Source organism: Micromonospora sp. WMMD734 (assembly GCF_049178975.1).
Lineage (GTDB): Bacteria > Actinomycetota > Actinomycetes > Mycobacteriales > Micromonosporaceae > Micromonospora > Micromonospora wenchangensis.
On sequence record NZ_JBMHMK010000001.1, the window covers coordinates 5,412,631 to 5,427,041 of the forward strand.

Annotated in this window: 10 protein-coding genes; 3 read left to right on the plus strand and 7 right to left on the minus strand. The window is 72.9% G+C overall.

Annotation, left to right across the window (positions count from 1 at the left end):
* Position 1: 1 nt before the first annotated feature.
* Both ACN267_RS23265 and hemL read right to left on the minus strand, forming a co-directional pair.
* Positions 2 to 649 carry a histidine phosphatase family protein gene (locus tag ACN267_RS23265; protein ID WP_421489655.1) on the minus strand — a complete coding sequence of 216 codons (648 nt, stop codon included), beginning with the start codon at positions 647 to 649 and terminating at the stop codon, positions 2 to 4.
* 6 nt (positions 650 to 655) lie between these two features.
* The gene (hemL, locus tag ACN267_RS23270) at positions 656 to 1,993 is read right to left on the minus strand and encodes a glutamate-1-semialdehyde 2,1-aminomutase (RefSeq protein WP_204925718.1); all 1,338 of its coding nucleotides are present in this window, start codon (positions 1,991 to 1,993) and stop codon (positions 656 to 658) included.
* Between the two features lie 170 nt (positions 1,994 to 2,163).
* On the opposite strand from hemL, the gene ACN267_RS23275 reads away from it, so the two are divergent.
* Positions 2,164 to 2,499 carry an STAS domain-containing protein gene (locus ACN267_RS23275; protein WP_145917415.1) on the plus strand — a complete coding sequence of 112 codons (336 nt, stop codon included), beginning with the start codon at positions 2,164 to 2,166 and terminating at the stop codon, positions 2,497 to 2,499.
* Between the two features lie 4 nt (positions 2,500 to 2,503).
* Here ACN267_RS23275 and ACN267_RS23280 read toward each other — a convergent pair whose 3' ends face one another.
* Entirely contained in the window at positions 2,504 to 4,096 is a 1,593-nt protein-coding gene (locus tag ACN267_RS23280) for an ABC transporter permease (protein WP_421489656.1), read from the minus strand.
* Positions 4,093 to 5,028, minus strand: coding sequence for an ATP-binding cassette domain-containing protein (locus ACN267_RS23285; RefSeq protein WP_421489657.1), 936 nt, complete (start codon positions 5,026 to 5,028; stop codon positions 4,093 to 4,095). Before ACN267_RS23285 ends, ACN267_RS23280 begins: the two co-directional genes overlap by 4 nt.
* 95 nt (positions 5,029 to 5,123) lie before the next feature.
* Between ACN267_RS23285 and ACN267_RS23290 the strand changes: the two genes are divergently transcribed.
* Positions 5,124 to 5,630, plus strand: a complete 507-nt coding sequence (locus ACN267_RS23290; RefSeq protein WP_281901274.1) for a GbsR/MarR family transcriptional regulator — start codon at positions 5,124 to 5,126, stop codon at positions 5,628 to 5,630.
* Positions 5,631 to 5,633: 3 nt separating this feature from the next.
* Here the strand turns inward: ACN267_RS23290 and ACN267_RS23295 are convergent, their stop codons facing one another.
* On the minus strand, positions 5,634 to 6,191 hold the full coding sequence (locus tag ACN267_RS23295; RefSeq protein WP_421489658.1) for a response regulator: 558 nt from the start codon (positions 6,189 to 6,191) through the stop codon (positions 5,634 to 5,636).
* Positions 6,188 to 10,552, minus strand: a complete 4,365-nt coding sequence (locus tag ACN267_RS23300) for a HAMP domain-containing protein (protein ID WP_421489659.1) — start codon at positions 10,550 to 10,552, stop codon at positions 6,188 to 6,190. Before ACN267_RS23300 ends, ACN267_RS23295 begins: the two co-directional genes overlap by 4 nt.
* A gap of 287 nt (positions 10,553 to 10,839) precedes the next feature.
* Between ACN267_RS23300 and ACN267_RS23305 the strand changes: the two genes are divergently transcribed.
* Positions 10,840 to 12,903 (plus strand): SpoIIE family protein phosphatase, encoded by a 2,064-nt coding sequence (locus ACN267_RS23305; RefSeq protein WP_204958609.1) that lies wholly within the window; start codon positions 10,840 to 10,842, stop codon positions 12,901 to 12,903.
* 66 nt (positions 12,904 to 12,969) lie between these two features.
* Here ACN267_RS23305 and ACN267_RS23310 read toward each other — a convergent pair whose 3' ends face one another.
* Positions 12,970 to 14,406 carry an FAD-binding oxidoreductase gene (locus tag ACN267_RS23310; RefSeq protein ID WP_421489660.1) on the minus strand — a complete coding sequence of 479 codons (1,437 nt, stop codon included), beginning with the start codon at positions 14,404 to 14,406 and terminating at the stop codon, positions 12,970 to 12,972.
* Positions 14,407 to 14,411 lie beyond the last annotated feature (5 nt).

Sequence of the window (14,411 nt, forward strand, 5' to 3'; positions counted from 1 at the left end):
CTCAGGCCCCCTTGGCCGTCCGGGCTGTCGCGGACATCGCGATCAGGTGCGCAGCCGGCTCGGAGTAACCGATCCCGACCACCTTCGCCCCGTCGAAGTGGAAGGAGGTGAGGCTGGCCAGCCCGCACTGCCGGCGGCGCGGATCGTGCCAGAGCCGCTTGCGTTCGACGTAGCGGCGCAGCGTCCAGATGGGCAGTTGGTGGGAGACGATGACCGCCTCGCGCCCCTCGGCGGCCACCCGGGCGGCGTGCAGCCCGGCGAACATCCGCTCGGCGATGGCCCGGTACGCCTCACCCCAGCTCGGGGTCACCGGGTCGCGCAGCACCCACCAGTTGCGCGGGTCGCGGAACGAGCCGTCGCCGGGCGAGACCTTCTTGCCCTCGAACCAGTTGGCGCTCTCGATCAGCCGTTCGTCCACCCCGACCGGGAGCCCGAACTGGCCGGCGATCGGCTCGGCGGTCTGCTGGGCGCGTTCCAGCGGGCTGGCCACCACGTACACGATCTCCCGTTCGGCGACGGCCTGGGCGGCGGCCTTGGCCATCTGCACGCCCAGTTCCGACAGCCGGAAGCCGGGCAGCCGGCCGTAGAGGATCTGGTCCGGGTTGTGCACCTCGCCGTGCCGCAGCACGTGGACGACGGTCTTGGTCATTGGTGTTTACCCCCCGCTGCCTGCCGCTGCCGCTGCTGTCGCCGCGCCGGGCAGGGCGGCGGCGATGTGCTCCAGGGCGGCGTCGTCGAGCGCCGCCGACACGAACCACGACTCGAACGCGCTCGGCGGCAGGTAGACGCCGGCGGCGAGCATCGCGTGGAAGAACGCCTTGAACGCGGGCACCTGCTGGGTGCGGGCGCTGTCGTAGTCGACCACGTCGGCGTCGGTGAAGAAGATCGAGAACATGCTGCCCGCGTACGACAGGCGGTGCGGGACCCCGGCGGCGGCCAGCGCGTCGGCGGCGAGCTTGCCCACGACGGCGGCCGTGTCGTCGAGCCGGCGGTAGAGCGCGTCGTCGGCGAGCCGCAGGGTGGCCAGGCCGGCGGCGCAGGCCAGCGGGTTACCGGAGAGCGTTCCGGCCTGGTAGACCGGGCCGGCCGGGGCGAGCCGGGACATGATCTCCGTGCGCCCGCCGAAGGCCGCGGCGGGCAGCCCGCCCCCCATCACCTTCCCGTACGTCCACAGGTCGGCATCCGACGGGTCGAGGCCGTGCCAGCCGGCGCGGGAGACCCGGAACCCGGTCATCACCTCGTCGACGATGAGCAGCGCGCCGTGCGCGTGGGCGATCGCGGCGAGCCGGGAGTTGAAGCCGTCGCGGGGGGCGACCACGCCCATGTTGCCGGCGGCGGCCTCGGTGATGACCGCCGCGATGTGCGGACCCTGCGCGGCGAACGCCGCCTCGACGGCGGTGAGGTCGTTGTAGGGCAGCACGATGGTGTCGCCGGCCGCCGCGCCGGTGACCCCGGGCGAGTCGGGCAGGCCGAGGGTGGCGACGCCGGAGCCGGCGGCGGCGAGCAGCCCGTCGGAGTGACCGTGGTAGCAGCCGGCGAACTTGATGATCTTGGAGCGACCGGTGAAGCCGCGGGCCAGCCGGATCGCCGACATGGTCGCCTCGGTGCCCGAGTTGACCAGCCGGACCTGCTCGACCGGGGTGCGCTCGACGATCTCGGCGGCCAGCTCCACCTCACCCGGGGTGGGGGTGCCGAAGCTGGTGCCGAGGGTGGCCGCCTCCCGCACCGCCTCGACCACCTCGGGGTGGGCGTGGCCCAGGATCAGCGGCCCCCACGAGCAGACCAGGTCGACGTAGCGTCGCCCGTCGGCGTCGTACAGCCAGGGACCCTCCCCCCGGACCATGAAGCGCGGGGTGCCACCGACGGCACGGAACGCACGCACGGGGGAGTTGACCCCGCCCGGCACAATGGCGCGGGCGCGGTCGAACAGGGCCTCGGAGGCCGGCGCGTCGGCGGGGTAACGGCCGGTGCCGGCGGAAAAGGTATCGGTCACGATGCGGCCCATTGTGTCAGCGCCGGCCGGAGAATCCGCAGCCACCCCGGGGCCGGGTTACCCGGCTCACCCCACCCCAAGCCGGTGGCGGAGCTGCCGCCCGCGCGGGTGGTCGGCACGGCGGATCGTCTCACCGGGCCGGGTTGGCGGGATCGCGATAGGCTGACGGCGTGGATCGTGCCGAGCTGTCCATCACGGTACACCGGACGGGCGACGAAGTGGTGCTGCGCCTGGCCGGTGAGATCGACATGCTCACCGCCGCCCAGCTGTCGACGGTCGTGAACGAGGTGCTCGCCGATCCTCCGCCGCGCATCGTGCTCGACCTGGCCGGGGTGACCTTCTGCGACTCGCAGGGGCTGGGCACGCTGGTGGTGCTCAGCCGCAAGGCCAGCCACTCCCAGTGCCTGCTGATCCTGAGCAACGTGGGCGACTTCCTGCTCCGCGTCCTCGACATCACCGGCCTCCGTTCCGCCCTGATGATCCGTAACGAGACCCCCTCCGGCTGACCGGTCAGCCGACCGGGGTGTCGCGGCGGCGGAAGGCGACGACCCCGGCCGCGCAGAGCACCCCGGCCAGCCCGGTCAGGACCAGCAGCGGGGTCACGCTCCAGCCCGCCCGCAGCACCTGCGGGGTGTGCGTGAACGGCGACAGGTCCAGCAGCCACTGGCTCAGCTCCAGCACCGCGCCGAGCTGACCGAGCAGCACCACCACCGCGAGCACCGCCCAGGCCGCCGGGGCGAGCCGGGGCAGCAGCCCGGACAGCAGCACCGCCAGACCGGCCAGCACCCAGGCCGCCGGCACCTGCGCCAGGCCGGCACCCAGCATCCGGGGCAGCTGGCCCGGCACGTCACCGATGCTCAGCCCGTAGGTCAGGCCGGCCGCCAGCCCCGCCAATGCCAGCACCAGCACCGGCCCGGCCAGGGCGAACAGCAGGTGTGAGGCGAGCCAGGTCGACCGGTGCACCCCGGTGGCCAGCACCGGCTCGGCCCGCCCGGCGGCCTCCTCCGACCGCATCCGCAACGCCACCTGGACGCCGTAGCCGGCGGCGGCCAACCCGGCCACCCCCAACGACACCCCCAGGTACGCCTCGGCCAGCCCCGACGCGCCACCCAACCGGGCCATCACCTGCTCCAACGCGGCGTTGCCGGCGACCGACCGGCCGGCCGCCTCGGCGGCGCCACCGACCACCGACCCGAGCAGGAAGAACCCCACCGACCAGCCCAGCAGCGGCCCCCGGTGCAGCCGCCAGGCCAGCCCGAACGGCCCGGACAACCCCCGCCCGGCCCGCGCCGGGCCCGGTCGCGACGGCAGCACGCCGGCCCCGAGGTCCCGGCGCACCGACACCGGGTACGCCACCACCGCCAGCAGCACGGTCAACGCGACCGGCAGCGCCAGCACCCACCAGCGCTCCCCCGCGTACGCGCGGACGCGCGCGGCCCAGCCCAGCGGGGAGAGCCAGCTCGGCCACCCCTGGTCGGAGGTGTCGCCGACCAGCCGGAGCGCGAACGCCACCCCGAGCACCCCGGCGGCGATCCCGCGTGCCCCACCGGCGCTCTGGGCGAGTTGGGCGGCCACCCCGCCCACCGTGGCGAACACCGTCCCCACCAGCGCCACCGACAGCCCGTACGCCAGCGAGCCGGTCGCCGGCAGGCCGGTGGCGGCCAGCCCGGCGGCGGTGAGCAGGCCGAGCACCAGGCTGGCCGCGTACGTCACCAGCAGCGCGGCGGTGAGCCCGGCGTGCCGGCCGAGCACTGTCGCGCCGAGTAGTTCCCGCCGGCCGGCCTCCTCCTCGGTGCGGGTGTGCCGGGTGACGGTGAGCAGGGCGGCCAGTGCGACGATCACCTGGAGGAAGCCGCCCCGCTGGGCGGTCAGCGCGCCGACGCTGTCCCCGTAGACCGGGCCGAGCAGGGCCACCACCGACGGGTTGCTGGCGGTGCCGGTGACGTACGCGGCCCGCTCGGCGGCGGTGGGGAACAGCGCGAGGAAGCTGCCCGCGTACGACACCGGCAGGACGGCCAGCGGCAGCACCCACAGCGGCAGGACGATCCGGTCCCGGCGCAGGATCAGCCGGGCCAGGTGACCGGTGCCGGTGAGGGAGCTCATCGCCGTACCCCGGTCGGCTGGTCGGCGTCCGACGCGGCGGCGGGGGCCGGGGGCGTCTCGTAGTGGCGCAGGAACAGCTCCTCCAGCGTCGGCGGCTGACTGACCAGGCTGCGGACGCCGATCTCGGTGAGCCGGCGCAGCGCGGTGTCCAGCGCGACGGTGTCGACGGCGAAGCGGACCCGGTCGCCGTCGACCCGCAGGTCGTGCACGCCGGGCAGGTCGGCCAGGCCGTCGACCGGCCCGGCCAGTTCGGCGTCGATCGCGGTGCGGTGCAGGTGGCGCAGCTCGGTCAGGGTGCCGGTCTCGACGTGGCGACCGTTGCGGATGATCGTCACCCGGTCGCAGAGCGCCTCCACCTCGGCGAGGATGTGGCTGGACAGCAGCACCGTGCGGCCGTCGCGCCGGGCCCGGTCGATCCAGTGCTGGAACACCTCCTCCATCAGCGGGTCCAGCCCGGAGGTGGGCTCGTCGAGGATGAGCAGTTCGACGTCGGAGGCGAGCGCGGCGACCAGGCCGACCTTCTGCCGGTTGCCCTTGGAGTAGGTGCGCCCCTTCTTGCGGGGGTCCAGCTCGAACGATTCCAGCAGCTCGGCGCGGCGCTTCGGGTCGAGCCCGCCGCGCATCCGCCCGAGCAGGTCGATCACCTCGCCGCCGGAGAGCTGCGGCCAGAGGGTGACGTCACCCGGCACGTACGCCAGGCGGCGGTGCAGCGTGACGGCGTCGCGCCACGGGTCACCACCGAGCAGTCGGACGGCCCCCGCGTCGGCCCGCAGCAGCCCGAGCAGGACCCGGATGGCTGTCGACTTGCCGGCGCCGTTCGGGCCGAGGAAGCCGTGCACCTCGCCGGCCCGCACGGTCAGGTCGAGCCCGTCGAGGGCCCGGGTGCGGCCGAAGGTCTTCACCAGGCCGGTCACCGCTATCGGGGTTTCCACAATTCGGAAGCTACACTCGTTTCACAAAGTTGTGAAGACTCTGTTCGGTGCGGCACCATCGCCTGAACCGTCCCGAGCCCGAGGAGCAGCGTCCGATGCCTGACGACCGTCGACCCGGCCACGACGACGAGGTCCACCTCTTCGTCGAACGGATGGCGATGGCCTTCGCGGACGTCGGCTTCCCCCGGATGTCCGCCCGGGTCCTGTTCGCCGTGATGAGCGCCGACGGCCCGCTGACCGCCGCCCAGATCGGCGAACGGCTCGGCGTCAGCGCGGCAGCCGTCTCCGGCGCGGTACGCCACCTGACCCAGGTCAGCATGCTGGTCCGCGAACCGGTCCCGCGCTCGCGCCGGGACCACTACCGGCTGCCCGACAACCCCTGGTACGAGGGCACCATCACCAAGACCGGCCTCTACAAGAACTTCATCGACATCGCCGACGCGGGCGTCAAGGCACTGGGCGGCACCGCCACCCCGGGCGGCGAACGGGTGGCCGAGATGCGGGACTTCTTCTATTTCATCCAGGAGGAACTGGACTCGCTCGGCGAACGCTGGCGGGCCCGCCGGGCCGCCACCGGCCACGCCGAGCCACCCGCCGCCTGACCGTCAGGCGGTGTTGCCCCAGCGGGCCTGCTCCAGGACGTCCAGGGCACGCTGCCGGGCCTCCGGATCGTCCTCGACCCGCAGCAGGGCGCTCGCCTCGTCGACCGCGTCGGTGAGCACCCGCCACTGGGCGTCGCGCTCCCGCACCACGTCGGACTGCGCCGCCAACTGCCGGGTCTTCACCCACAGCTCCACGAAGACCGACACCTTCGCCCGCAGCACCCACGGGTCGAACGGCTTGGTCAGGTAGTCCACCGCCCCGACCGCGTAGCCGCGCAACGCCAACTGGGCGTCCCGGTCGGCGGCGGTGAGGAAGATGATCGGCACGTGCCGGGTCCGTTCCCGACGCTTGATGTGACTGGCCGTCTCGAAACCGTCCATGTCGGGCATCTGGGCGTCCAGCAGGATCACCGCGAAGTCGTCCACCAGCAGTTGCTTCAGCGCCGCCTCACCGCTCTCCACGGCCACCGACTGGACCGGGAGCCCCTGGAGGATCGCCTCCAGGGCCATCAGGTTCTCCCGGCGGTCGTCGACCAGCAGCGCCTTGGCCGTCTGCGTCACGAATTCTCCCTGTCTCGGCGGCCACTGATCCAGGACGCCATCCGCTCGATCAGCCCGTCCAGGTCCACCGGCTTGGTGATGTAGTCGCTACCCCCGGCGGCCAACGCCGACTCCCGGTCACCGGGCATCGCCTTCGCGGTGAGGAAGACGATCGGCAGGTCGGCGAAGCGGTGGTTGCGGCGGATCTGCCGGGTCGTCTCGTAACCGTCCTGGTCGGGCATCATGGCGTCCATCAGCACGATGTCCACCTCCGGATGCTCGGCCAGCACGCGAACCCCGTCCGCGCCGTTGTCCGAGTACAACACGGTCATCCCGTGCAGTTCCAACGCGCTGGTCAACGCGAACACGTTGCGTACGTCGTCGTCGACGATGAGTACGGTGGCGCCGTCCAACTGCCGGGTGGCCGGGGCCTCCGGCGCGGCCAGCAACTCCATCGGCGGCATCAGCAGCGACGACGGCAGGCCCGCCCGCTCCGGCGACGGCGTCTGCGGGGCCACCACCGCGTCCGGTGCCAGCACGTCCGGGACGAAGAGGGTGAACGTCGAACCCTGCCCCGGCGCGGAGGTCACCGTGATCGTGCCGCCGATCAGCCGAGCCAGGTCCCGGCTGATCGACAGGCCCAGCCCGGTGCCGCCGTACCGCCGGCTGGTGGTGCCGTCGGCCTGCTGGAACGCCTCGAAGATGATGCTCAGCTTGTCGTCGGAGATGCCGATGCCGGTGTCGATCACGGTGAAGGCGATCACCTGCCGGGCGTTGGTCAGCGCCGGCACGTCGAAGACCGCGTTCTCCGCCGCCGGCGCGATCCGCAGGGTGACCGCGCCGTTGTCGGTGAACTTCACCGCGTTGGAGAGCATGTTGCGCAGGATCTGCTGCAACCGTTGGGCGTCGGTCACCAGGGCGGGCGGCAGTTCCTTGGCCACCCGCACCTGGAAGTCGAGGTTCTTCTCCTCCGCCTGCGGGGCGAACGCCTGCTCCACGTAGTTGCGGATCTCGGCGAACCGGATCTCCGTCGGCTCGACGTCCATCCGCCCTGCCTCGATCTTGGACAGGTCCAGGATGTCGTCGATCAGGCGCAGCAGGTCCGAGCCGGAGCCGTGGATCGTCCGGGCGAACTCGATCTGCTTCGGGGTGAGGTTGCGCTCCGAGTTCTCCACCAGCAGCCGGGCCAGCAGCAGCAGCGAGTTCAGCGGCGTCCGCAGCTCGTGGCTCATGTTCGCCAGGAACTCCGACTTGTACGCCGACGCCCGGGTGAGCTGCTGGGCCTTCTCCTCCAGCCCCAGCCGGGCCAGCTCGATCTCCCGGTTCTTGGTCTCGATGTTGCCCTTCTGCTCGCTGAGCAGCTTCGCCTTGTCCTCCAGCTCGGCGTTGGTGCGCTGCAACTCCGCCGACTGGTCCTGCAACTCCAGCGCCAGCCGCTGCGACTGGGCCAGCAGTTCCTCCGTACGCCGGTTGGCCTGGATGGTGTTGACCGCGATGCCGATGGTGAGCACCAGCCGCTCCAGGAACCCCAGGTGCAGCTCCGAGAAGCGGGCCACGCTGGCGAACTCGATCACCCCGAGCAGCTCGCCCTCGAACAGGATCGGCAGCACCACCAGGTCGGACGGAAGCGTGTCGGCCAGCCCGGAGCGCAGGGTGATCCGGCCGTCGGGAAGCGCGTTGAGCCGGATCGTCCGCCGGGAGAGCGCGGCCTGACCGACCAGCCCCTCACCGGGCCCGAAGGTCACGTCGTGCCCCCGCGCCACGTAGCCGTACGACGCGGTCAGCCGCAGCCGCATCACCCCCTCGGAGGTGTCCGCCAGGAAGAACGCGCCGAGCTGCGCGTCGACCAGCGGGGTCACCTCCATCATGATCATGCGACAGACCTCGCCCAGGTCCCGCTGACCCTGGAGCAGGCCACCGATGCGGGCCAGGTTGGAGTCGAGCCAGCCCTGCTCGGCGTTCTTCTTGGTCGTCTCCCGCAGGGTGACGATCATCTGGTTGATGTTGTCCTTCAGCTCGGCGACCTCACCCTGCGCCTTGACCGCGATCCGCTGGGTCAGGTCGCCCCGGGTCACCGACGTGGAGACCTGGGAGATCGCCCGGAGCTGGGTGGTCAGGGTGGACGCGAGCTGGTTGACGTTCTCGGTGAGGTCCCGCCAGGTGCCGCTCACGCCCTTCACCTGGGCCTGACCGCCGAGCTTGCCCTCGATGCCGACCTCGCGGCCGACCCGGGTCACCTCGTCGGCGAACGAGGAGAGCTGGTCCACCATCGTGTTCACGGTGTTCTTCAGTTCCAGGATCTCGCCCTGCGCGTCGACGGTGATCTTCTGGCCGAGGTCGCCCTTGGCCACCGCCGTGGTCACCGAGGCGATGTTGCGCACCTGGGAGGTCAGGTTCGACGCCATCGAGTTCACGTTGTCGGTCAGGTCCCGCCAGGTGCCGGACACGCCCTTCACCTGGGCCTGACCGCCGAGCTTGCCCTCGGTGCCCACCTCACGGGCCACCCGGGTCACCTCGTCGGCGAACGAACTCAACTGGTCGACCATCGTGTTCACGGTGTTCTTCAGCTCCAGGATCTCGCCCTGCGCGTCCACCGTGATCTTCTGCGACAGGTCGCCCTTCGCCACCGCCGTCGAGACCTGCGCGATGTTGCGCACCTGACTGGTCAGGTTCGACGCCATCGAGTTCACGTTGTCGGTCAGATCCCGCCAGGTGCCGGCGACCCCGCGTACCTGGGCCTGGCCGCCGAGCTTGCCCTCGGTGCCCACCTCACGGGCCACCCGGGTCACCTCGTCGGCGAACGACGACAACTGATCCACCATCGTGTTGACGGTCGACTTCAGCTCCAGGATCTCGCCCCGGGCGTCGACGGTGATCTTCTGGCTGAGATCGCCCTTGGCCACCGCCGTAGTCACCGAGGCGATGTTGCGCACCTGGGAGGTCAGGTTCGACGCCATCGAGTTCACGTTGTCGGTGAGGTCCCGCCAGGTGCCGCTCACGCCCTTCACCTGGGCCTGACCGCCGAGCTTGCCCTCGGTGCCCACCTCGCGGGCCACCCGGGTCACCTCGTCGGCGAACGAGGAGAGCTGGTCCACCATCGTGTTCACGGTGTTCTTCAGCTCCAGGATCTCGCCCTGCGCGTCGACCGTGATCTTCTGCGACAGGTCACCCTTCGCCACCGCCGTGGAGACCTGGGAGATGTTGCGGACCTGACTGGTCAGGTTGCCGGCGAGTTGGTTGACGTTCTCCGTCAGGTCCCGCCAGGTGCCGGAGACGCCGCGTACCTGGGCCTGGCCGCCGAGTTTGCCCTCGATGCCGACCTCACGGGCCACCCGGGTCACCTCGTCGGCGAACGAGCTGAGCTGGTCCACCATCGTGTTCACGGTGTCCTTCAGCTCCAGGATCTCACCCTGCGCCGCCACGGTGATCTTCTGGCTCAGGTCACCCCGGGCCACCGCCGTGGAGACCTGCGCGATGTTACGCACCTGGGAGGTCAGGTTCGACGCCATCGAGTTGACGCTGTCGGTGAGGTCCTTCCAGGTGCCCGCGACGTTCGGCACGTCGGCCTGCCCACCGAGCTTGCCCTCGGTGCCCACCTCGCGCGCCACCCGGGTCACCTGCTCGGCGAACAGGCGCAGCGTGTCGGTGAGCGAGTTCATCGTGTCGGCCAGCTCGGCGACCTCGCCCCGCGCCCCGACCGTGATCTTCTGCGACAGGTCGCCCCGGGCCACCGCCGTCGCCACCTGGGAGATCGACCGCACCTGGCCGGTCAGGTTCGACGCCATGGTGTTCACCGAGTCGGTGAGGTCCTTCCAGGTGCCGGCGACGCCCCGCACGTCCGCCTGGCCACCCAACTTGCCCTCGGTGCCCACCTCCCGGGCCACCCGGGTCACCTCGTTGGAGAACGACGAGAGCTGCCCGACCATCGTGTTGACGGTCCGGCCGATCCGCAGGTACTCACCGCGCAGCGGGCGACCGTCGATCTCCAGCTCCATGTGCTGGGAGAGGTCACCGTCGGCCACCGCCATGATCACCCGGGCGATCTCGGTGGTCGGTCGGCCCAGGTCGTCGATCAGCGAGTTGACCGCCCGCTGGCCCTCCGCCCAGGAGCCGTCCAGGCCCTCCTCGTCCAGGCGTTCGGTCAGCCGGCCGTCGCGGCCCACCACCCGGCTGATCCGGCGCAGGTCCAGGTGCTGCCGCTCCTGGAGCGACACCACCTCGTTGAAGGCGTCCGCCACCTCGCCGGCCGCACCCGCCCGCCGGGGCAGCCGTACCTTGAAGTCACCCCGGCCGACCCGTCGCAGCGCCTCCGACAGCTCACCGAGGAGCGCGTCATGCTCGGAGGCGGACCCGTCCGCCGTCACCGACTGTTTCGCGGTCATCTTTCCTCGCTCGACTCGGAGGGCTCCCGACGTGCCGACACGCCGACTTCCCCTCATTGTGCCCGGGTCGCCGCCGGGCCCTGGATACGACGTGCCCCGGATACGGCCGCGCCGAGCGACGACGCGGCGTCCGCCCCCACCGCGCGCCGACGTGGTCCGGCCCGCCAGCCCACAGGCCGGACCGGCCAGGTGGCGGAGGGTGACCACCACCGACCTGGTCGGCGCGGCGGGTGTGACGGTACGTGGTGCGGCTTGGCACCCGGCCGGTGGCGGTAGAGGATACGGGGGTGTCAGCGGAGCCGGGGGCCGGGACAGACGCGGGACGGGACGAGCACGTCCGGCGCGTCCGGCTGCCCGCCGACAACCGCACCCCGGCCGCCGCCCGCGCCGTGGTCCGCTCCGTGCTCGCCGAAGCCGACCTCGACGAACTACTCAACGAGGCGCTGCTGCTGACCACCGAACTCTCCACCAACGCCGTCGAACACGCCCGCACCGAACTGGACATCGAGGTCGTCGCCGACCAGATCGGCCTGACCGTCACGGTTTCCGACTTCGCCGCCGGGCCGGTCGACGAACTGGTCGTCGGCATCCGCAACGACACCGACCAGATCGGCGAGGTCTCCGCGCGGGGGCGGGGACTGCTCCTGGTCGACCACTTCGCCAGCCGCTGGGGCACCACCTACCTGCCCACCGGCAAGGGGGTGTGGTTCCGGCTCGACCGGCACGGCGACCACGGCGACGCAGCCCCCTCCCCGCACCCGCCACCCGGGCGGACCGACAGCGAACCGGGGACCAGCGCACCGAGCGCCGCCGCGATGAGCGAACTCACCCAGACCCGCCCCGACCCGTACGCCGACGAGCCGCTCACCGACTTCGCCACCGACCTGCTCACCCGGGTCGCCGAGATGGTGGGCGCGGCCGGCGGGGTGATCCGGCTGGACCGGGGCGAGGGGGAGGGCCCGCAGGTGCTGGCCCGCTACGGCCGGCACCCCCGCCCCGGCAACGAGCTGCTCCGGGTGCCGCTGGCCGTGCACCGGCCGTACGTCGGGGAGCTGGAGCTGGACGCGGCACCGTCGGCGTACGCCAGGCCGTTGGCCGTCCTCGCCGCCGAACGGCTCGCCCTGCACCTGGAGAACGACCGGCTGCGCCGGGCCGACGTCCGCCGCTCGGCCTGGCTGACCTTCCTCGCCGAGGCCAGCGAACTGCTCGCCCAGTCACTCGACGTCGACCTGACCATGGCGCTGATCCCGCAGCTGGTGGTGCCCCGGCTCGGCCAGTGGTGCGCGGTGCACACCACCGACGAGTGGGGCCGGCTCAGGCTCGCCGCGTCCAGTCACGCCGACGAGTCCGTCCTGCCCCAACTGCACAAGGTGCTTGAGGAGTCCGGGCCGGATTCGGTCCAGGCCCGGCTGCGGGAGGCGTCGCGGACCGGCTCCCAGGTGCCGCTCGGTGGGCCGATGGAGGGTTTCGCCGTACCGCTGGTCGCCCGCAGCCAGCGCCTCGGCACCCTGGCTGTGGGACGGCACCAGCGGCACCGGCACGACCCGGACGAGGTCGCGGTGTTGGAGGACGTGGCCCGGCGGGCCGGCCTCGCCATCGAGAACGCCCGCATCCACGCCGAACGGCGTCGGGTGGCGCAGACCCTCCAGCAGTCGCTGCTGCCGCCGGTGCTTCCGGTCGTCGAGCGCATCGGCTTCGCCGCCGAGTACGTCCCGACCGGTGACGAGGCCGAGGTCGGCGGCGACTTCTACGACGTGGTGCCGCTGCCGGACGGCCGCTGGCTGGTGGTGGTCGGCGACGTGTCCGGCAAGGGCGTGCAGGCAGCGGCGGTGACCGGGCTGGTCCGGGACGTGATCCGGGTGCTGGTCGGGGACGGCAAGCCGTTGCCCGAGGCGCTGGCCCGGCTCAACGACACGCTCGTCGAGCGGGGTGGCGGGCGGTACTGCACGTTGGCGCTGGCGGCGGTCGGGCCGGGCGACGGCGACCGGCTCGACGTCTCGCTGCACCTGGCCGGGCACGACCGACCGGTCCTGCTGCACGGGGCCGGTGGGGCCAACTTCGTCGGCATCGGTGGCACGGCGCTCGGTCTGCTCGACGCGATCACCTCCCCGGCGGCGGAGATCGTGCTCGCGCCGGGCGATGCGCTGATCTTCTATACCGACGGGGTGACCGAGCGGCGGCGCGGCCGGGAGCTCTTCGGCACCGAACGGCTCCGGGAGGCCGCCGCCCCGCTGGCCGGCTACTCCGCCGACGTGGTCGCGGCCCGGCTGCGGTCCGCCGCGATCAACTTCTCGGTCGAGTCGCCCCGCGACGACATCGCCATCCTGGTGCTGCGCAACGACGCCCTCTGAGTACGCCCCCGGCCCGTTCCCCCTCGCCCCCGCTCCCCCGGCCAACCCGGGGGCGCGGGAGGCCGGTCAGAGGCCGCCGGGCAGGCGGCCGGGGGCGAGCCGGCCGTGCGGGTCGAGGTGTTCCTTCGCCTCGCGTAGCCGGGGGATCACCGCCGCCTCGCCCCACACGTCGATCTCACGACGCACCGCCGGGGGCGCGGCGACCACCACGCACCGGCCCCGGCGGGTGAACAGCACCCCCCGGACGGCGGCGAGGATGCCGGCCACCCGGTCGACCGGGAGCGACCCAGGCAGCGCGGCGTGCACCATGCCCAGCCCGGCGGAGCCGCGCACCGACAGCGGGGTACCGGCGGCGTCCCGCAGCGCGTAGACGGCGGCGTGCAGGTCGGCGGCCGGCGCCTCGACCCGTAGCGCGGTGTCGCCCGGAGCGAACGGGTAGCGCCGCCACCAGACCGGGGCGTCCGGGGCGAGACTTGCCGTGCCGCCGAGCAGGGCCAGCAGGCGGTCGGCCCGCCCGGCCACCTCGGACCGGCCGCCCTCCAGCAGAACGGCCAGCTCACCGGCGCTGCCCCGGGGAGGTGGCACAGCGGCCCGGCGGCCGGCCATCGCGGGATGGTTGGCGCGGGCCGACGCCTCGGCCGCCGACATCGGGCGGCCACCCGGCCCCGAGGTCGCGCCCGCCGCCGGCGCGGCGGCCGGACGTGGCGGTGACCCGGCGGCCGGCAGGTCCAACTCGACGGCCGCCGGATCGAGGTCGGCCGCGAGCACCGCCCGGACCAGGTCGTGCACCTCCAACGGGCTCCACACCGGCCGGGTCACCCACACCCGGGCCGGCGGCAGGGTGTGCGCGCGCAGCGTCGCGGAGACGAGCACGCCCAGCCCGCCCTGCGAGCCGCAGAGCAGCCGGCCCAGGTCGAGGCCGACCGGGGCGGCCACCCCGGCCAGCTCGGCCGCACTGCGCCCGGCGCTGACCAGCTCACCGTCGGCGTCCAGCCAGCGCAGGCCGACGAGCTGCTCGCAGGCGGTGCCGTGCCGGTGCCGCAGCGGACCGGACTCGGCGGCGGCGAGCACCCCGCCGAGGGTGGCCCCGGGTGACGGCGGGTCGAGGGCCAGCCGGCGGCCGGAGCGTGCCAGGGTGGCCTGCACGGCCCGCAGCGGGGTGCCGGCACCCACCTCGACCACCGGGGAGGACGCCGGCCGGTGGCCGACCCCGGCGAGCCGGCCGGTGTCGAGCATGATGTCGACCCGGGCCGGTGCGGCACCCCAGTCGATCTTCGTGCCGGCGCCCCGGGGCACCACCGACAGATCGTGCCGGGCGGCGAGCCGCAGCACCTCGGCCGCCGCCCGCGGCCCACCCGGGACGGCCACCCACCGGGCGAGCCGGCCGGCGACCTCGTCGGCCGCGCCCGCGAACCGGGCGAAGGAGGGACCGCAGATCCCGGCCAACCGCCGGGTGATCTCCGTTGCACCGACCGAACCCGCTGGCGTCGACATGGCAGTCATCGTAC

What these genes read in the sequence shown, in the direction of transcription:
- ACN267_RS23290 (WP_281901274.1), top strand. Translation starts at nt 5,124, where the DNA reads ATGCCTGACGACCGTCGACCCGGCCACGACGACGAGGTCCACCTCTTC.
- ACN267_RS23280 (WP_421489656.1), bottom strand. Translation starts at nt 4,096, where the DNA reads ATGAGCTCCCTCACCGGCACCGGTCACCTGGCCCGGCTGATCCTGCGC.
- ACN267_RS23310 (WP_421489660.1), bottom strand. Translation starts at nt 14,406, where the DNA reads ATGACTGCCATGTCGACGCCAGCGGGTTCGGTCGGTGCAACGGAGATC.
- ACN267_RS23265 (WP_421489655.1), bottom strand. Translation starts at nt 649, where the DNA reads ATGACCAAGACCGTCGTCCACGTGCTGCGGCACGGCGAGGTGCACAAC.
- ACN267_RS23300 (WP_421489659.1), bottom strand. Translation starts at nt 10,552, where the DNA reads ATGACCGCGAAACAGTCGGTGACGGCGGACGGGTCCGCCTCCGAGCAT.